The sequence below is a fragment of the Citrobacter sp. Cpo089 genome, from assembly GCF_030332695.1.
GTDB classification, from domain to species: Bacteria; Pseudomonadota; Gammaproteobacteria; order Enterobacterales; family Enterobacteriaceae; genus Citrobacter; species Citrobacter portucalensis.
In genome coordinates this window covers 242,691-260,170 of record NZ_JAOWHJ010000076.1, presented here as the reverse complement: position 1 = coordinate 260,170, position 17,480 = coordinate 242,691, and the positions used below count along the sequence as shown (strand labels likewise).

14 protein-coding genes, 1 tRNA gene and 1 pseudogene are annotated in these 17,480 nt (G+C 52.3%); 8 read left to right on the top strand and 8 right to left on the bottom strand.

Annotation, left to right across the window (positions count from 1 at the left end):
• Positions 1-104: 104 nt before the first annotated feature.
• The 4 genes and pseudogenes from OGX92_RS23270 to OGX92_RS23255 all read left to right on the top strand — a co-directional run bounded on the left by OGX92_RS23270 (position 105) and on the right by OGX92_RS23255 (position 2,825).
• On the top strand, positions 105-1,136 hold the full coding sequence (locus OGX92_RS23270) for an IS630-like element ISEc33 family transposase (protein ID WP_001395480.1): 1,032 nt from the start codon (positions 105-107) through the stop codon (positions 1,134-1,136).
• Between the two features lie 19 nt (positions 1,137-1,155).
• Positions 1,156-1,308: pseudogene (locus OGX92_RS23265) on the top strand (PTS sugar transporter subunit IIA); the annotation flags it as partial.
• A gap of 55 nt (positions 1,309-1,363) precedes the next feature.
• Positions 1,364-1,675 carry a PTS fructose transporter subunit IIB gene (locus OGX92_RS23260; RefSeq protein ID WP_063940632.1) on the top strand — a complete coding sequence of 104 codons (312 nt, stop codon included), beginning with the start codon at positions 1,364-1,366 and terminating at the stop codon, positions 1,673-1,675.
• A gap of 43 nt (positions 1,676-1,718) precedes the next feature.
• Positions 1,719-2,825 (top strand): PTS fructose transporter subunit IIC, encoded by a 1,107-nt coding sequence (locus OGX92_RS23255; RefSeq protein WP_063940631.1) that lies wholly within the window; start codon positions 1,719-1,721, stop codon positions 2,823-2,825.
• Positions 2,826-2,952: 127 nt separating this feature from the next.
• Here OGX92_RS23255 and OGX92_RS23250 read toward each other — a convergent pair.
• The 3 genes from OGX92_RS23250 to OGX92_RS23240 all read right to left on the bottom strand — a co-directional run bounded on the left by OGX92_RS23250 (position 2,953) and on the right by OGX92_RS23240 (position 4,744).
• Positions 2,953-3,040 (bottom strand) — tRNA-Ser (locus tag OGX92_RS23250).
• 149 nt (positions 3,041-3,189) lie between these two features.
• Positions 3,190-3,867 carry an isochorismatase family protein gene (locus OGX92_RS23245; protein WP_003831673.1) on the bottom strand — a complete coding sequence of 226 codons (678 nt, stop codon included), beginning with the start codon at positions 3,865-3,867 and terminating at the stop codon, positions 3,190-3,192.
• A 16-nt stretch (positions 3,868-3,883) separates the two neighbouring features.
• Positions 3,884-4,744, bottom strand: a complete 861-nt coding sequence (locus OGX92_RS23240) for a pirin family protein (protein ID WP_003831674.1) — start codon at positions 4,742-4,744, stop codon at positions 3,884-3,886.
• Between the two features lie 108 nt (positions 4,745-4,852).
• Here OGX92_RS23240 and OGX92_RS23235 point away from each other — a divergent pair, with 108 nt between their 5' ends.
• Positions 4,853-5,764 carry a LysR family transcriptional regulator gene (locus tag OGX92_RS23235; RefSeq protein ID WP_200920590.1) on the top strand — a complete coding sequence of 304 codons (912 nt, stop codon included), beginning with the start codon at positions 4,853-4,855 and terminating at the stop codon, positions 5,762-5,764.
• Between the two features lie 79 nt (positions 5,765-5,843).
• Here OGX92_RS23235 and infA read toward each other — a convergent pair whose 3' ends face one another.
• The 5 genes from infA to trxB form a co-directional block, all read right to left on the bottom strand.
• Positions 5,844-6,062, bottom strand: a complete 219-nt coding sequence (infA, locus tag OGX92_RS23230; protein ID WP_002211347.1) for a translation initiation factor IF-1 — start codon at positions 6,060-6,062, stop codon at positions 5,844-5,846.
• 285 nt (positions 6,063-6,347) lie between these two features.
• Positions 6,348-7,052 (bottom strand): leucyl/phenylalanyl-tRNA--protein transferase, encoded by a 705-nt coding sequence (gene aat, locus OGX92_RS23220; RefSeq protein ID WP_003831883.1) that lies wholly within the window; start codon positions 7,050-7,052, stop codon positions 6,348-6,350.
• 44 nt (positions 7,053-7,096) lie between these two features.
• Positions 7,097-8,818, bottom strand: coding sequence for a heme ABC transporter ATP-binding protein/permease CydC (cydC, locus tag OGX92_RS23215; protein WP_286587141.1), 1,722 nt, complete (start codon positions 8,816-8,818; stop codon positions 7,097-7,099).
• Positions 8,819-10,585: a heme ABC transporter permease/ATP-binding protein CydD gene (gene cydD, locus OGX92_RS23210; RefSeq protein ID WP_126956754.1), complete on the bottom strand. Its 1,767-nt coding sequence runs from the start codon at positions 10,583-10,585 to the stop codon at positions 8,819-8,821.
• Positions 10,586-10,699: 114 nt separating this feature from the next.
• Complete coding sequence (gene trxB / locus OGX92_RS23205) at positions 10,700-11,668, bottom strand: thioredoxin-disulfide reductase (RefSeq protein ID WP_003831889.1); 969 nt, start codon at positions 11,666-11,668, stop codon at positions 10,700-10,702.
• 547 nt (positions 11,669-12,215) lie between these two features.
• On the opposite strand from trxB, the gene lrp reads away from it, so the two are divergent.
• The 3 genes from lrp (at position 12,216) to lolA (ending at position 17,476) form a co-directional block, all read left to right on the top strand.
• The gene (gene lrp, locus OGX92_RS23200; protein ID WP_002439523.1) at positions 12,216-12,710 is read left to right on the top strand and encodes a leucine-responsive transcriptional regulator Lrp; all 495 of its coding nucleotides are present in this window, start codon (positions 12,216-12,218) and stop codon (positions 12,708-12,710) included.
• 134 nt (positions 12,711-12,844) lie between these two features.
• Positions 12,845-16,753, top strand: a complete 3,909-nt coding sequence (locus OGX92_RS23195; protein ID WP_286587140.1) for a DNA translocase FtsK — start codon at positions 12,845-12,847, stop codon at positions 16,751-16,753.
• A gap of 111 nt (positions 16,754-16,864) precedes the next feature.
• Positions 16,865-17,476 (top strand): outer membrane lipoprotein periplasmic chaperone LolA, encoded by a 612-nt coding sequence (lolA, locus tag OGX92_RS23190; protein WP_003831898.1) that lies wholly within the window; start codon positions 16,865-16,867, stop codon positions 17,474-17,476.
• Positions 17,477-17,480 lie beyond the last annotated feature (4 nt).

Below are 17,480 nucleotides of genomic sequence, written 5' to 3'. Positions count from 1 at the left end.
CTAAATAGCTGCGCGGAATAGTAGATCACTGAAAGGGAACTCAGCCCGGATTGTGCGATCTGATCAATCGCCAAACCAACCAAAATCACCAACCGGACTGAGCGATGCCGATCATAGTACCAATACCCCGTGGCGAACGACGCCTGATGCAGAAAGCTATTCATAAAACGCGTGATAAAAATCATGCCCGCAGACTCACGGCCATGCTGATGCTTCATCGGGGTGAACGGGTCAGCGATGTTGCCAGAACTCTCTGTTGTGCCCGTTCATCCGTTGGTCGCTGGATTAACTGGTTTACGCACTCAGGTATTGAAGGCCTGAAATCCTTACCCGCAGGGCGCTCCCGACGCTGGCCTTTTGAACATATCTGCACCCTGTTACGTGAGCTGATAAAGCATTCTCCCGGCGATTTTGGTTATCAACGTTCACGCTGGAGCACCGAATTACTGGCAATAAAAATCAATGAGATAACCGGTTGCCAGTTACATGCAGGAACCGTTCGCCGCTGGTTGCCATCTGCGGGGCTTGTATGGCGCAGGGCCGCGCCAACTCTGCGTATCCGTGACCCACATAAAGATGAAAAGATGGCGGTAATCCACAAAGCGCTGGATGAATGCAGCGCAGAGCATCCGGTATTTTATGAAGATGAAGTGGATATCCACCTTAATCCTAAAATCGGTGCGGACTGGCAGTTGCGCGGACAGCAGAAACGGGTAGTGACGCCGGGGCAGAACGAAAAATACTATTTGGCCGGCGCACTGCACAGTGGCACGGGTAAAGTCAGCTACGTGGGCGGCAACAGCAAAAGTTCAGCGCTGTTTATCGCTCTGCTGAAGCACCTGAAAGCCACTTACCGGCGGGCGAAAACAATCACGCTGATCGTTGATAACTACATTATCCATAAAAGCCGCGAAACACAGCGCTGGTTGAAAGCAAATCCCAAGTTCAGGGTAATTTACCAGCCGGTTTACTCGCCGTGGGTGAATCATGTGGAACGGCTATGGCAGGCACTTCATGACACGATAACCCGTAATCATCAGTGCCGCTCAATGTGGCAGTTACTGAAAAAGGTCCGCCATTTTATGGAAACCGCCAGCCCATTCCCCGGAGGAAAACATGGTCAGGCAAAAGTGTAGCGGTATTAGGCGCAGCTATTTAGTGGATCAAAATGCAACTCATATCCGTTTACTATCACAAGTCTCTGGCTCATTAGCAGATGAAGAAATAATAGAAAAATTGCTGAAAGAAAATGATCCTCAGAAAATCATCGAACTTTTGATCCCTGAAGATGAAGGCATCAACGCTTAATTTAATCAACACCTCTGCCATAGCATAGCAAATAATTAAATCCTGGAGAATAGTTATGAATATTGTTGGCGTTACAGCCTGTACTGTAGGTATTGCACATACATATATTGCGCAAAAGAAAGTTGAAATAGCTGCGAAAAAAGCAGGGCATAATGTCAAAATTGAAACACAAGGCACTATAGGTATCGAGAATGCCTTAACCGCTGATGAGATCGCACAAGCCGACATTGTCCTGTTAGCCGCCGATGTTAAGGTTTCTGGTGAAGAAAGGTTCGCTGGAAAGAAAGTAGTCAGAGTGCCAACTGAAATGGCAGTTAAATCTCCCAATAAACTTATTGAAAAACTCAGTGAATTAGTAAATTCATAACTTTTACCTATGCGTATCCTATATAAATTAAAGGGCGTAATTTATGAATATTAAAGAAGTATGGAAAGCAGCAAACCCTAAGGGTCATCTGCTTACTGCCATCTCATTCTTGATTCCCATTGTTTGTGGTGCTGGATTTATTATTGCAATTGGTATGGGTCTTGGGGGGACGGTTCAGGACACTTTAGTACCGGGTCAATTTGATCTGTGGCAGGCCTTCGCTACTATGGGGGCCAAGGCGCTTGGACTATTACCCGTCGTTATAGCTATCGGGATTTCCGGTTCTATCGCAGGTAAGCCCGGTATTGCCCCTGGTTTTGTCGTTGGTCTGGCGGCTAATGCTATTGGTGCGGGCTTCATTGGTGGCATGATCGGCGGCTACATTTCCGGGTATATTGCTCTTGCTATTATTAAAAATATGAAGGTGCCTGACTGGGCTAGAGGGTTAATGCCCACATTGATTGTGCCATTTTTTGCATCCGTTCTCAGTGCCCTGATTATGGTTTATATCATCGGTACGCCTATTGGTATTTTTACAGACGCTCTGACATCGTTCCTGAGAAGTATGGGAACTTCATCTAATTTACTATTAGGTGCTGTTATAGGAGCGTTGTGTATCGTTGACTTTGGCGGTCCGATAAATAAAACGTGTTTTGCATTTGTCTTAACACTCCAGGCGCAGGGTATAAATGAACCAATTACGGCCCTGCAGTTAGTTAACACGGCAACACCTATCGGTTTTGGGCTTGCATTCTTTATTGCCAAACTTCTTCGCAAAAATATTTATAATAACGAAGAAATCGAAATGTTAAAATCGGCTGTTCCTATGGGGGTGGTGAATATTGTTGAAGGATCTATACCCATAGTTATGAATGATATCGTTCGTGGTATTGCTGCTGCAGCAATCGGCGGTGCTTGTGGTGGTGCAATCACCATGGTTTATGGCGCAGATGCAACAGTACCTTTTGGTGGTGTTTTGATGATTCCTACAATGTCACATCCAATGGCCGGTATTATGGCATTGATAGTTAATATATTTGTCACGGCTACTGTCTATGCCGTTATCAAAAAAGATGTTCCTCGGGATGTAATTATAAATAATGATCAAGAAGAGGAAGATATCGATTGGGATGATATTAAAATAAGCTAAGTACGTAATAAAAGTACTCCGTGCATATCGGAAAGCGTTCATCATACAGTGGGGGATTTACATCCCCCACTGGCGTGCAACATGCGAAAAAAAAGCCCGTACTTTCGTACGAGCTCTTCTTAAAATATGGCGGTGAGGCGGGGATTCGAACCCCGGATACGTTGCCGTATACACACTTTCCAGGCGTGCTCCTTCAGCCACTCGGACACCTCACCATATTGTATTGCTGCCTGACCGCTTGGGGGGCAACGGGGCGCTACTATAGGGAGTTGCGCTAAAACGGTCAAGCAGAATTTACGTGTTAACTCTCGTTTGGTTACGCATTATACATATTCCTCCGCCCAGGCAGGCGCAGAGGATTGGATTAGCGCTGAGAGTCCAGTTTTTCGCCGCTGGTCACGACTTCCTGGGCTTTGCTGTAGCTTTCGATCAGCAACTGATAAGCCGGGAAGACTTTGGTATACACTTCAGCCCATTCGGCGGCGTCTTCACGGTTCCATGTGCCCTGAATTTCAGAAGCGACGGCGGCGGTATCCATCGGCACAACGCCAGCCTGAACAACTCGAGCCAGGGTGATTTCCTGCGCCATTTTGCTGTAAGTACCGGAAGCGTCGATCACAGCGAAAACCTTATAGCCTTCCGCAACCGCGCTGATAGCCGGGAAAGCCATGCACACGCTGGTAATCGTACCGGCGATAATCAGCGTTTTACGACCAGTTGCTTTGACCGCTTTCACGAAATCTTCGTTATCCCAGGCGTTGATTTCGCCTTTACGCGCCACGTATTGGGCATGCGGCGCATTGGCGTGGATCTCAGGGATCAGCGGGCCGTTAGGTCCCTGCGGTACGGATGCCGTGGTAATCACCGGCATCTTCGCCAGAGTCGCCATTTTAGCCAGCGCGGCGGCACGCGCACGCAGTTCTGGCATTGGCATGTCGCCGACGGTCTGGAACAGCCCGCTCTGATGATCGATAAGCAGCATCACGGAATCATTCACATCGATGACTGGACGTGAACCATTAAAGTTTGCAGGACTGGACATATTCTTCTCCTTCGATTCAGATTTGGCCAAAGCGGCCGGAGTTAAAATCGCGTACGGCTTCAGCGATTTCTTGTTTCGTGTTCATTACAAACGGACCGTAACCTACAATCGGCTCGTTCAACGGTTCTCCAGAAAGCAGCAGCACGCTGGCGTCGCTGGAGGCTTCAATATGCAGCGTTTTCCCCTGCTGGCTCAGCACCACCAGTTGCGCTTCGCTGGCAGACGTAGTGCCGTTTACGGTGATATTCCCTTTCAATACCACCAGGGCAGTGCTCCATCCTTCCGGCTGGGACAACGTGAGCTGATGATTACGTTGCAAACGCATATCCCAGACGTTCAGCGGCGAGAAGGTATGTGCCGGGCCTTTTGTATCCTGATAGCTGCCCGCAATCACACGAACGCTCCCTGCTTCATCAGGCAGGGCGACAGTGGGGATCACATCGCTGCTGATGCCCTGGTAACCCGGAACGGCCATTTTGTCTTTTGCTGGCAGATTGACCCACAGCTGTACCATTTCCAGTTCGCCACCCTGACGGGTAAATTCAGGTGAATGGAACTCTTCGTGTAATATTCCTGCTCCTGCGGTCATCCACTGCACGTCGCCGGGGCCGATAATGCCGCCGCGACCGGTTGAATCACGGTGTTCAACTTCGCCGCTGTAAACGATGGTCACCGTCTCAAAACCACGGTGAGGGTGTTCGCCTACGCCGCGTTTTTCGTTACCCGGCGTAAACGTATGTGGACCGGCGTAATCCAGCAGCAGGAACGGACTTAGCTGTTCAGCATGAGACTGGTAAGAAAACATCGAGCGAACCGGAAATCCATCGCCAACCCAGTGCGGGCGAGGTGCGGTGTAGACGCCTGTTACTTGTTTCATATGTGTCTCCTCTGTGGCGTTATCTTGATGTGAATAAGCTTATATTCATGACAGCGAGCTGAGTAGTAGCTAAAATAGTCCTCACTGTCTCATAAATAGGACAATTGGATGACGAAGCCAGATCTCAATGATTTTGCATGGTTTGTGCATGTTGTAGAGGAAGGGGGATTCGCGGCGGCGGGTCGGGCGCTTGATGAACCGAAATCAAAACTAAGCCGACGGATAGCGCAACTGGAAGAGGCGCTGGGAGTTCGACTGATTCAGCGAACCACCCGCCAGTTTAACGTGACGGAAGTTGGGCAAACCTTTTACGAACACTGTAAGGCGATGCTGGTGGAAGCGCAGGCAGCGCAGGATGCGATTGCCGCGTTACAGGTTGAACCGCGTGGCGTGGTGAAGTTGACGTGTCCGGTCACGCTGCTGCATGTGCATATCGGGCCGATGCTTGCCCGTTTTATGGCGCGTTATCCTGACGTATCAGTGCAACTGGAGGCTACTAACCGCCGCGTGGACGTTGTTGGAGAGGGCTTGGACGTGGCGATTCGCGTCAGGCCCCGACCATTTGAGGATAGCGACCTGGTGATGCGTGTGCTGGCGGACAGGGGGCATCGTTTGTATGCCAGCCCGCAGTTAATCGAGCAAATGGGAACGCTGCATTCTCCGGCGGAGCTGACGCGTTGGCCGGGCCTGAGTCTGGCGACGGGTAAACATGTGCATCGTTGGGAGTTATTCGGGCCGCAGGGCGCACGTGCGGAGGTGCATTTCACGCCGCGTATGATCACCACCGATATGCTGGCGTTACGTGAAGCCGCAGTTGCCGGTGTGGGGGTAGTTCAACTTCCACAGCTGATGGTAAAAGATCAAGTAGCTGCGGGTGAACTGGTGGCATTGCTCGACGGCTGGGAACCGAAGCGAGAAATAATTCACGCAGTCTTTCCATCACGCAGGGGATTATTGCCTTCAGTACGCACATTAGTGGATTTCTTAACGGAAGAATATGCGCGGATGATTGAGGATTAAATACCTGACCTTGGCCCACAAAAAAGGTCGGTTAAACCGACCTTTTATTATCTGGACGCCATTCGGGCGTTAAAAACAATCAGCGACTACGGAAGACAATGCGGCCTTTGCTCAGGTCGTACGGGGTCAGCTCAACAGTCACTTTGTCGCCCGTCAGGATGCGGATATAGTTTTTACGCATTTTACCGGAGATGTGTGCAGTAACCACGTGACCGTTTTCTAACTCTACGCGGAACATGGTATTAGGTAACGTATCGAGAACGGTACCCTGCATTTCAATATTGTCTTCTTTGGCCATCTAATCCTCTGGGGTATCACTACCGTAATTTGAACCGGCAAGATAATGCCGAAGTTCTTTTAATAAGTAAAGATTTGTGCGTTTAAAACACAGCAAATCGGGTTTGGCGCATTACTCTAACCACACACGGCAAAGCCGCACTTAAAGCGCAACGTGTAAGGGAACGAGGAGATAAACGATAGGCGTTGCCTGACGCGAACTGTTCCTTAACGGCGGCGGGGTAATGGGCTAAACCAACTCTGCGCGACAATTATAACACCCCGACAAAAAATGTGCCGAAAACATTCACCCCTGAGGCGAAAATAACGTCCTGGGAACCCAGAAATGGCTCGGTAGCCGCTGCTGGCGCAGTCTGCTCAGGTGTTCAAGGTACTCCCGACGTGGGGTTTCGACGGCGCCCAGCGAAGCTGTATGGCTATTTAATACCTGGCAGTCTATTAATTTTCCGCCCTGACGGATAAATTCAGTGCAAAAAACAAGCAGTGCGGTTTTGGACGCATTTTCCTGACGGCTGAACATTGATTCGCCACAAAATAGCGTACCTTGCGCCACGCCATACATACCGCCCACTAACTCATTTTGTCGCCATACTTCAATGGAGTGCGCATGGCCCAGCTCGTGCAGGCGATGGTAGGCGTCGACTACATCATGCGTTATCCAGGTGCCTTCTTCCCGGTTGTTCGCGCAGCCTTCAATCACCTGACCGAACGCGTAATTGAGCGTCACGCGATAAGGCGAGTTTTTATGAAAACGTTTCATGCTGCGGCTGAGATGAAATTTCTCGGGCCAAAGAATGGCGCGTGGATCGGGCGACCACCAAAGAATGGGGTCGCCAGGTGAAAACCACGGGAAAATTCCGCGCTGGTAGGCCATTAACAGTCGAGCTGGACTGAGATCGCCGCCAAGCGCCAACAAACCGTTAGGCTCGCGTAAAGCGCCTTCCGGTGAAGGGAAGGCTATAGAATGGCGGGACAATTGCACCAGGCGCATGACAGCGAAACTCCACTACGCGAGTTTGATCGTTCAATAATAGCTTACAGACGTTGCTTAAACTGGTAATAACGCCCCTGCCGGGCTAACAAATCTGCGTGATTACCTTGCTCAATAATGTGTCCGTTGTCCATCACTATTATTTGATCAAAACGTGACAAGCCGCGCAGACGATGTGTCACCATCAGTACGGTTTTATCGCGCATGACATCGCCAATTAATTCAAGCATTTGGCTTTCTGTTGTGGCATCAAGCCCTTCGGTCGGTTCATCCAGCAGCATCAGTGGGGCATCGTGCAATAAGGCGCGGGCGATAGCCAGACGACGGAGTTCGCCGCCAGAAAGCTGACGACCGCCTTCGCCTAACCAGGCATTGAGTCCATCACCCTCTAGCAGTTTGTCCAGACCGACGCGGCACAGCATTGCGGATAATGTGTCATCACTGGCGTGCGGTGCTGCCAGCAGCAGGTTATCACGCAGCGTCGCGCTGAACAGGTGCACGCGCTGTGGCACGACGCTGATGCTCTGGCGCAGCGTGGCTTCACTGAGGGCTGAAATCGGCTGCTCATTAATCAGAATTTCGCCGTGCTGCGGATCCCATGCGCGGGTCAGCAATTGTAGCAACGTTGACTTACCGCAGCCGGTGCGACCGAGAATCGCAATGTGTTCACCGGGCTGAGTCTGCAGCGAAAGGGTGTCGAGCGCTTTTTGTGCTTGCCCCGGATAGCTGAATGAAACATCGCGTAGCGTGAGAGTGACCTGCTCAGAAACTGGAGAACCGGCATCCGGGAAGGTGACTTCTGGCTGCTGTTCGGTCAGTTCGGTGATGCGTAGCGCAGAGGCAATAACCTGTCCGAGATGCTGAAACGCGCCGGTGACGGGTGCTAATGCTTCAAACGCGGCCAGCGCACAGAAGACAAACAGCGCGATCAGCGCGCCAGGCTGGGTATTGCCACCCACGCCGCCGGAGGCCATCCATAACATCACAACCACTGCCAGTGCGCCGACTAACAGCATGACCGCCTGTGATAGCGCCGTTAATTCAGACTGACGTCGTTGGGCTTCATGCCACTGCAACTCGGTGGCTTCCATTTGGGCGCGGTAACGTTCACTGGCGCCAAAGATGGTCAGTTCAGCCTGGCCCTGCAGCCAGGATGTTAACTGCTGGCGATACTGCCCACGTAAATGCGTCAAGCTTTGCCCGGTGCTTTTACCTGCCTGATAAAAGAGTGGGGGCAGGATAAATAAGGTCAGCAGCATAATACCGCCGAGAGTGATAGCCAGCGTGAAATCGAGAACGCTTAGCCCCAGCGTGACCACCATGATGACGACAAAAGCGCCCACAAGCGGGGAGAGCACGCGCAAATAGAGATGATCGAGCGTGTCGACATCTGCCACTACGCGGTTAAGCAATTCACCTTGTCCATAACGGGACAGGCCAGCAGGGGAGAGCGGCAGCAGTTTGCTGAAGGTATAAATACGCAAATGTTGCAGCACGCGGAACGTCGCATCGTGGCTGACCAGCCGCTCGAAATAGCGGCCCGCGGTTCGGGTGATTGCCGCACCGCGTACCCCGGCAGCAGGGAGCATATAGTTAAAACTGTAAATTCCGGTGACACCCACCACAGCAGAAGCCGACAGGAACCAGCCGGAAAGCGTCAGCAAACCAATACTTGCCAGCAGTGTGACGATCGCCAGAACGATCCCCAGGGTTAACATCCATTTGTGACGTTTATACAGCGTCAGATAAGGTAGCAAAGCGCGCATTTAGATGTCCTCCTGACGATGAGCCAGTAATGTCGCAAACGCCCCGTTGGCTGCGCTAAGTTCGGCATAAGTGCCTTGTTCAACGATCTGTCCGTCCTGCATTACCCAGATAACGTCCCAGTCGGCAAGATCTTCAAGTTGGTGTGTCACCATCAGAGTGGTCTGGCGGCGTGACGCTACTTTCAACGCCTGCATCACGCGTTGTTCGCTGTGTGCATCAAGGCTGGCGGCGGGCTCGTCAAGCAGCAACAACTGACATGGATTGAGTAAGGCGCGAGCCACGGCAACGCGCTGCGCTTGTCCGACAGAAAGTCGAGCAGCCTGATCGCCTACTGGTGTATCCACACCCTGTGGCAGAAGTGGTAAAAACTCACTTACCCAGGCGCTGTCGAGTGCGGCCTGCAGCTGTTCTTCGCTGGCATCGGGGCGAGCGAGAAGCACGTTATCGCGTAACGTGGCGGCAGGGAGCTGCGGATTTTGTCCAACCCAGGACAGCTGTTTGCGCCAGCAATCAGGCGACAGGTCGCGCAGCTCAAAGCCGTTAATCCGCAGCGAACCCTGATAAGAGAGAAAACCGGACAGGACATTGAGCAACGAACTTTTGCCGGAACCGCTGCGGCCAACCAGCACCGCGCGTTGGCCCGCTGGCAGGGTAAAGTTGAGCGGACCTGCAAGCACTTTACCTTCCGGCGAGGTGATGACCAGATCTTCTGCTTCAATTGAAACTGCGTCTTTTGTTGTCAGCTCAATATCGCCACGCTCAGGATGTGCAAGCGGGGTTTCCATGAAGGTTTTCAGACTATCCGCGGCACCAACGGCTTGCGCTTTGGCGTGATAAAACGTGCCCAGATCGCGCAGGGGCTGGAAAAATTCCGGCGCCAGAATGAGCGCGAGGAAGCCAGCAGCCAATGTGACGCCTGTCCCATAGTGACCAAAATCGAGTTCACCGAGGTAGGAAAAACCGAAGTAAACCGCGACCAGTGCGATGGACAGGGAGGTAAAGAACTCAAGGACACCGGATGACAGAAACGCCAGGCGCAGGACTTCCATGGTGCGCTGGCGGAAATCTTGTGACGCTGCGCGGATGCTTTCTGTTTCAGCTTCACCGCGACCAAAGATTCTTAGCGTCTCCATACCCCGCAGGCGATCGAGAAAATGGCCACTGAGGCGAGCAAGAGCCTGAAAATTGCGGCGGTTAGCGTCGGCTGCACCCATACCAACCATCGCCATAAACAACGGGATCAGCGGGGCAGTTCCAAGCAGAATAAGGGCGGCTACCCAGTTTGACGGGAATACCGCTGCCACGATCAATAAGGGGACGCATACGGCCAGCGCCATTTGCGGCAGATAACGTGCATAGTAATCATGCATGTCATCAATCTGTTCCAGGATTAGCGTAGCCCAGCTCCCGGCTGGTTTGCCTTGTATCCAGGCGGGACCTGCTTGTTGCAGACGGTCAAGCACCTGGCGGCGAATCTCAAAGCGGATATGTTGGCCAGCATGAAACCCGACGCGTTCGCGTAACCAGACGACCCATGCTCGCAGGATGAAAATCAATACCAGCACAATGAAAGGGAGCAGAAGCGCCTCTCTGGGGATATTGTCCATGATCATATGGTCGAGAATTCGGGCCATGAGCCAGGCCTGAGCGACAATTAACAGGCCGCTCACGAACCCCAACAGGCGTGAAATGTTCAGCCATCGTTGGGAAATTACACTTTGCTGTTTTAACCAGCGGGTCAGCTCTTTTTGACGGGTTTTATTCATTGCACGCTTAGCAGGTGAGTTATTGGAATTTTTGGGCAGGACAATGTTACAACGAGGCAAAAATAAAGGCGACTTATAGTCGCCTTTTTTACTTTTGTTACTGATTTGTAAAACTTATTTGCAAGCGTCTGCCAGACCGTCGAGATAACGCTCTGCGTCAAGCGCAGCCATGCAACCGGTGCCTGCTGAAGTGATCGCCTGGCGATAAATATGGTCCATCACGTCACCGGCGGCGAATACACCCGGAATGCTGGTTTGGGTGGCGTTACCATGAATACCGGACTGAACTTTGATGTAGCCATTTTCCAGTTCAAGCTGACCGTCGAAAATGGCGGTATTCGGGCTGTGACCGATAGCGACAAACAGCCCTGCAACGTCAAGTGACTCGACGTTGTCAGTGTTTTGCGTATCGCGCAGGCGCAGTCCGGTTACGCCCATTTGATCGCCGGTCACTTCTTCCAGTGTGCGGTGGGTATGCAGCACGATGTTGCCGTTTTCGACTTTATCCATCAAACGCTTGATCAGGATTTTCTCGGCGCGGAAACTGTCGCGACGGTGAATCAAATGCACTTCAGATGCGATATTCGCCAGGTACAGCGCTTCTTCAACAGCAGTGTTGCCGCCGCCGATCACCGCAACTTTTTGATTACGGTAGAAGAAACCGTCGCAGGTCGCGCAGGCGGAAACGCCACGACCTTTGAAGGCTTCTTCTGAAGGCAGACCCAGGTAGCGTGCTGACGCACCGGTGGCGATGATCAGTGCGTCACAGGTGTATTCACCGCTGTCGCCGGTCAGACGGAAAGGGCGGTTTTGCAGATCAACTTTGCTGATATGATCAAAAATAATTTCAGTTTCAAATTTGGTCGCATGTTCGTGCATGCGTTCCATCAGCAATGGGCCTGTGAGATCGTGCGGATCGCCAGGCCAGTTCTCCACTTCTGTTGTTGTGGTCAACTGACCACCTTTTTCCATACCGGTAATCAGTACCGGTTGCAGGTTCGCGCGTGCAGCGTAGACCGCAGCGGTATACCCCGCAGGGCCAGAGCCCAGAATAAGAAGTTTACTGTGTTTGGTTGCGCCCATGAGATCCCCATAGTTGTTAGCAGGCAATGAGCAGGATTGTAGGGAATTTACAGGCGTAAAAAAAGAGTATGGCGATTTTGTTAACAATATGTGTAATAGCGGGAACCGATGAACGGCAGAATTAGTCGTAATACTATAACGATTTCTACTTAAAATCGGTCAGTTATAAGGTGATAAAATGACGATTTTCCATCACTGCGAATGAATAACTGGCATGTTGTACTAAAAATCGATGTTTTGCTTTGACAATCCCCTGCTGTTTTGCGAAAACATTCAAGGAAGAAAAAAACTGTGTCATGTATGTGCTGCATAATCATGCATGTAGATACCATGTTTACCGTGTTAGCGAAATCTACGCATGGTGTGGACAGATGCCATTCGTGATGTCGATAGCCGCCGACAGGCAACGGTCTTCTCACCATAAACCCAGACATTGCGAACCGAAAATCCCTCTGGGTTGCGGTTTATCTTGATGGGTAGCGACTCTGAACAGTGATGTTGGTAGAGTCAGGCAGGAGTAGGGAAGGAATACAGAGAGACAATAATAATGGTAGATAGTAAGAAGCGCCCTGGCAAAGATCTCGACCGTATCGATCGTAACATTCTTAATGAGCTGCAAAAGGATGGGCGTATTTCTAACGTCGAGCTTTCTAAACGTGTGGGACTTTCACCAACGCCCTGCCTTGAGCGTGTGCGTCGGTTGGAAAGACAGGGTTTCATTCAGGGCTATACAGCGCTGTTAAACCCACATTATCTGGATGCATCACTTCTGGTTTTTGTTGAGATTACTCTGAATCGTGGCGCCCCGGATGTGTTTGAACAATTTAACTCTGCGGTACAAAAACTTGAAGAAATTCAAGAGTGTCATTTGGTTTCCGGTGATTTCGACTATTTGTTGAAAACACGCGTACCGGATATGTCAGCATACCGTAAGCTGTTAGGGGAAACCCTGCTGCGTCTGCCTGGCGTGAATGACACACGTACCTATGTAGTAATGGAAGAAGTCAAACAGAGCAATCGTCTGGTAATTAAGACGCGCTAACACGGAACAGGTGCAAAATCGACGCAGTTTGATTACACTCCTGTTAATCCATACAGCAACAGTGCCGGGGCAACCCGGTGCTGTTGTCCGTTTTAGCATCGGGCAGGAAAAGCCCGAAACCTGGAGAGCCGTTTTTGAGCCAGGAATACACTGAAGACAAAGACGTCACATTGACGAAGTTAAGCAGCGGGCGCCGACTTCTGGAAGCGCTACTGATCCTTATTGCCCTTTTTGCCGTCTGGTTGATGGCTGCCTTACTCAGCTTTAACCCTTCGGATCCCAGTTGGTCGCAAACCGCGTGGCATGAGCCTATCCATAATCTGGGCGGAATACCTGGAGCATGGCTGGCGGACACGCTGTTCTTTATTTTTGGAGTCATGGCCTACACTATCCCCGTCATCATTGTCGGTGGCTGCTGGTTTGCCTGGCGACATCAGGCCAGCGACGAATACGTCGATTATTTTGCCGTCTCGCTGCGCATTATTGGCGTTCTGGCGCTGATTCTCACTTCCTGCGGGCTGGCCGCAATTAACGCCGATGACATCTGGTATTTCGCCTCTGGCGGCGTGATCGGCAGTCTGCTCAGCACCACGCTACAACCATTGCTGCACAGCAGCGGCGGCACGCTGACGTTGTTGTGCATTTGGGCTGCGGGATTAACGCTGTTCACCGGTTGGTCATGGGTGAGCATTGCGGAAAAACTGGGCGGCTGGTTACTCAATATCCTGACGTTTGCCAGCAACCGTACCCGCCGCGACGATACCTGGGTCGATGACGAAGAATATGAAGACGAAGAAGAGTCTGTCGACGCCGCTGATGGCAAACCCCATGAATCGCGCCGAGCTCGTATCCTGCGCGGTGCGTTAGCGCGCCGTAAACGTCTGGCTGAGAAATTTACCAACCCGCTTGGTCGTCATACCGATGCGGCGCTGTTCTCCGGCAAACGCATGGATGATGAAGACGAAATTGAATACAGCGCCCGTGGCGTGGATGCCGATCCTAATGATGTGCTGTTTTCCGGTAATCGCGCGACGCTGCCTGAATATGACGAACTTGATCCACTGCTTAACGGCCACTCGGTGACCGAGCCTGTGGCTGCAGCAGCTGCAGCTACAACGGCCGCTCAGGCCTGGAGCGCACCGGTTGATCCGTTGCTGCAAACGTCTCCCGTGACCAACACTGTTATGGAGCAACCGGTCCCAACTGTGGCCTGGCAACCCGTGCCTGGCCCGCAAACCGGTGATGCCGCGATTGCACCAGCGCCTGAAGGTTATCCGCAGCCAGCCCAGTACGCGCAACCTCCGGTGCAGCAGCCGTATGAGCCATGGCAACAGCCGGTTGTGGAGCAGAGTCCGCAGCCGCAATATTACGCACAGCAGCCCGTTGAAACTGTTTATACGCAGCCTGTCGCGCCGCAGCCGGAACCTGTTTATCAGCCGGAGCCCGTGCTGCAACCTGTCTATCAACAGGATCCGACCTCTCAACAGAACGCCGCATTCCAGCAGCCTGCTTATCAGCCGGAGCCTGTGCAGCAACCTGTTTATCAGCAGGATCAAACTTTTCAACAGAGCAACCCGTTCCAGCAGCCTGTGGTTGAACAACCGCCTGTGGTGGAACCTGAGCCCGTGGTTGAAGAAGTTAAACCGACTCGTCCGCCGCTTTATTACTTTGAAGAAGTCGAAGAGAAACGTGCGCGTGAGCGTGAGCAACTGGCCGCATGGTATCAGCCGATTCCAGAACCTGCTCAGGAGCCTGAGCGTGTTAAGCCGTCTACGCCATCTATGCCGACGACTACATCCATACCACCCGTTGAGTCTGTTGCTGCCGTTGCACCGCTGGCCGCTGGCGTAAAAAGCGCCGCGTTAGGGGCAGGTGCCGCTGCCGCAGCTCCTGTCTTTAGCCTTGCAGGCAGCGGTACGCCGCGTCCGCAGGTGAAAGAGGGCATTGGCCCGCAGTTGCCGCGTCCGAATCGTGTGCGCGTGCCTACTCGTCGTGAGCTGGCGTCATATGGCATAAAACTGCCGTCACAGCGTATGGCTGAAGAGAAAGCGCGCGAAGAGCAGCTTGATACAGATGCGTACAGTGACGATGAAATGGATGCAATGCAGCAGGACGAGCTGGCACGTCAGTTCGCTCAGTCGCAGCAGCATCGTTATGGCGAAGAGTATCAGGACGATACCCACCAGACTGATGACGAAGATTCAGCCGCAGAAGCGGAACTGGCTCGCCAGTTTGCTTCTTCTCAGCAGCAGCGTTATTCCGGTGAACAGCCTGTCGGAGCGAATCCGTTCTCCCTCGATGACTTTGAATTTTCGCCAATGAAAACACTGGTGGATGAGGGTCCGCATGAGCCGCTGTTTACGCCTGGCGTAATGCCGGAGCCCGCGCCGCAGTACCAGGAACCAGTTGCATCGCAGCAGCATTATCAACAGCCAGCGCAGCCAGTTGCACCGCAGCAGCATTATCAGCAGCCAGCGCGGCCTGTTACACCGCCGCCGCAGGATAGTCTGATCCATCCGCTGCTGATGCGTAATGGGGATAGTCGTCCGGCGCACCGTCCAAGCACGCCGCTGCCATCGTTAGATCTGCTCACGCCGCCGCCGAGCGAAGTTGAGCCGATAGATACGTTCGCACTGGAACAAATGGCACGTCTGGTGGAAGCGCGTCTGGCGGATTTCCGCATTAAAGCCGATGTGGTGAACTACTCTCCTGGCCCGGTGATTACCCGCTTTGAGCTTAATCTGGCTCCAGGGGTTAAAGCGGCGCGTATTTCTAACCTGTCACGAGATCTGGCGCGTTCATTGTCGACCGCGGCGGTACGTGTGGTCGAGGTTATTCCAGGCAAACCGTATGTTGGACTGGAGTTACCGAACAAAAAACGTCAAACCGTTTATCTGCGTGAAGTACTGGATAACGCTAAATTCCGTGATAACTCATCTCCGCTGACTGTGGTGCTGGGCAAAGATATTGCAGGCGAACCGGTGGTGGCCGATCTGGCTAAAATGCCGCACCTGCTGGTGGCAGGGACAACCGGTTCCGGTAAGTCTGTTGGGGTGAACGCCATGATCCTCAGCATGCTGTACAAAGCGCAGCCGGAAGACGTTCGCTTTATCATGATTGACCCGAAAATGCTGGAACTTTCTGTTTATGAAGGTATTCCACATCTGCTGACTGAAGTTGTGACCGACATGAAAGATGCCGCCAATGCCTTGCGTTGGAGCGTCAATGAAATGGAACGTCGCTACAAACTGATGTCGGCGCTTGGCGTGCGTAACCTTGCCGGTTATAACGATAAGATTGCTGAAGCCGCCCGTATGGGACGTCCGATTCCAGACCCATACTGGAAGCCGGGCGACAGCATGGATGTTCAGCATCCGGTGCTGGAAAAACTGCCGTATATCGTGGTGTTGGTGGATGAATTCGCTGACCTGATGATGACCGTTGGCAAAAAGGTGGAAGAACTGATCGCTCGTCTGGCGCAAAAAGCGCGTGCGGCGGGGATCCATCTGGTGCTGGCAACCCAGCGACCATCAGTTGACGTTATCACCGGTCTGATTAAAGCGAACATCCCGACGCGTATCGCCTTTACAGTGTCCAGTAAAATTGACTCGCGTACCATCCTTGACCAGGGCGGCGCGGAATCGCTGTTGGGTATGGGTGACATGCTTTATTCTGCACCAAACTCGACGATCCCTGTACGTGTACACGGCGCCTTTGTACGCGATGAAGAAGTTCACGCGGTGGTGCAGGACTGGAAAGCGCGCGGCCGTCCACAATACGTTGATGGCATTACCTCTGACAGCGAAAGCGAAGGCGGCGGTGGCGGCTTTGATGGTGGCGAAGAACTGGATCCGCTGTTCGATCAGGCGGTGAACTTTGTTACTCAGAAACGCAAAGCCTCAATCTCCGGCGTCCAGCGTCAGTTCCGTATCGGTTACAACCGAGCGGCGCGCATCATCGAACAGATGGAAGCGCAGGGAATAGTCAGCGAACAAGGGCATAATGGTAATCGTGAAGTGCTGGCTCCGCCGCCCTTCGAATGATTGCAAAGTTAAGTAATTCAGTATTTTCTACTTTCCTCATGCTGATTTTTGGCCTGAAATGGATAGCAGAGGGATCTCCCCGTTGGGAGTGACGTATTTTGAGGAATAACGATGAAAAGAATCGCAATCACCTGTGCATTACTGTCTAGCTTTGTGGTGAGCAGCGTCTGGGCTGACGCTGCCAGCGACCTGAAAAGCCGTCTGGATAAAGTCAGTAGCTTCCATGCCAGCTTTACTCAGAAGGTCACGGACGGTAGCGGCGCGGCGGTGCAGGAAGGTCAGGGCGACTTATGGGTTAAACGCCCTAATCTGTTTAACTGGCATATGACGCAGCCTGACGAGAGCATCCTGGTTTCCGATGGTAAAACGCTGTGGTTCTTTAACCCGTTTGTTGAGCAGGCGACTGCGACCTGGTTGAAAGACGCCACGGGTAACACTCCGTTTATGCTGATTGCGCGTAACCAGGCCAGCGACTGGCAACAGTACAACATTAAGCAAAACGGCGACGATTTCGTGCTGACGCCAAAAACCAGCAGCGGTAACCTGAAGCAGTTTACTATCAATGTTGGGCGGGACGGGACGATCCACCAGTTTAGTGCCGTTGAGCAAGACGATCAGCGCAGCAGCTATCAGCTGAAATCCCAGCAAAATGGTGCGATTGAACCTTCGAAATTCACCTTTACCCCGCCGCAAGGTGTAACGGTTGACGATCAACGTAAGTAGAGGC

Excerpts from the sequence above, each read along its gene's own strand:
- OGX92_RS23270 (WP_001395480.1), top strand. The coding sequence starts at position 105 with ATGCCGATCATAGTACCAATACCCCGTGGCGAACGACGCCTGATGCAG.
- OGX92_RS23260 (WP_063940632.1), top strand. The coding sequence starts at position 1,364 with ATGAATATTGTTGGCGTTACAGCCTGTACTGTAGGTATTGCACATACA.
- OGX92_RS23255 (WP_063940631.1), top strand. The coding sequence starts at position 1,719 with ATGAATATTAAAGAAGTATGGAAAGCAGCAAACCCTAAGGGTCATCTG.
- OGX92_RS23245 (WP_003831673.1), bottom strand. The coding sequence starts at position 3,867 with ATGTCCAGTCCTGCAAACTTTAATGGTTCACGTCCAGTCATCGATGTG.
- OGX92_RS23240 (WP_003831674.1), bottom strand. The coding sequence starts at position 4,744 with ATGAAACAAGTAACAGGCGTCTACACCGCACCTCGCCCGCACTGGGTT.
- OGX92_RS23235 (WP_200920590.1), top strand. The coding sequence starts at position 4,853 with ATGACGAAGCCAGATCTCAATGATTTTGCATGGTTTGTGCATGTTGTA.
- infA (WP_002211347.1), bottom strand. The coding sequence starts at position 6,062 with ATGGCCAAAGAAGACAATATTGAAATGCAGGGTACCGTTCTCGATACG.
- aat (WP_003831883.1), bottom strand. The coding sequence starts at position 7,052 with ATGCGCCTGGTGCAATTGTCCCGCCATTCTATAGCCTTCCCTTCACCG.
- cydC (WP_286587141.1), bottom strand. The coding sequence starts at position 8,818 with ATGCGCGCTTTGCTACCTTATCTGACGCTGTATAAACGTCACAAATGG.
- cydD (WP_126956754.1), bottom strand. The coding sequence starts at position 10,585 with ATGAATAAAACCCGTCAAAAAGAGCTGACCCGCTGGTTAAAACAGCAA.
- trxB (WP_003831889.1), bottom strand. The coding sequence starts at position 11,668 with ATGGGCGCAACCAAACACAGTAAACTTCTTATTCTGGGCTCTGGCCCT.
- lrp (WP_002439523.1), top strand. The coding sequence starts at position 12,216 with ATGGTAGATAGTAAGAAGCGCCCTGGCAAAGATCTCGACCGTATCGAT.
- lolA (WP_003831898.1), top strand. The coding sequence starts at position 16,865 with ATGAAAAGAATCGCAATCACCTGTGCATTACTGTCTAGCTTTGTGGTG.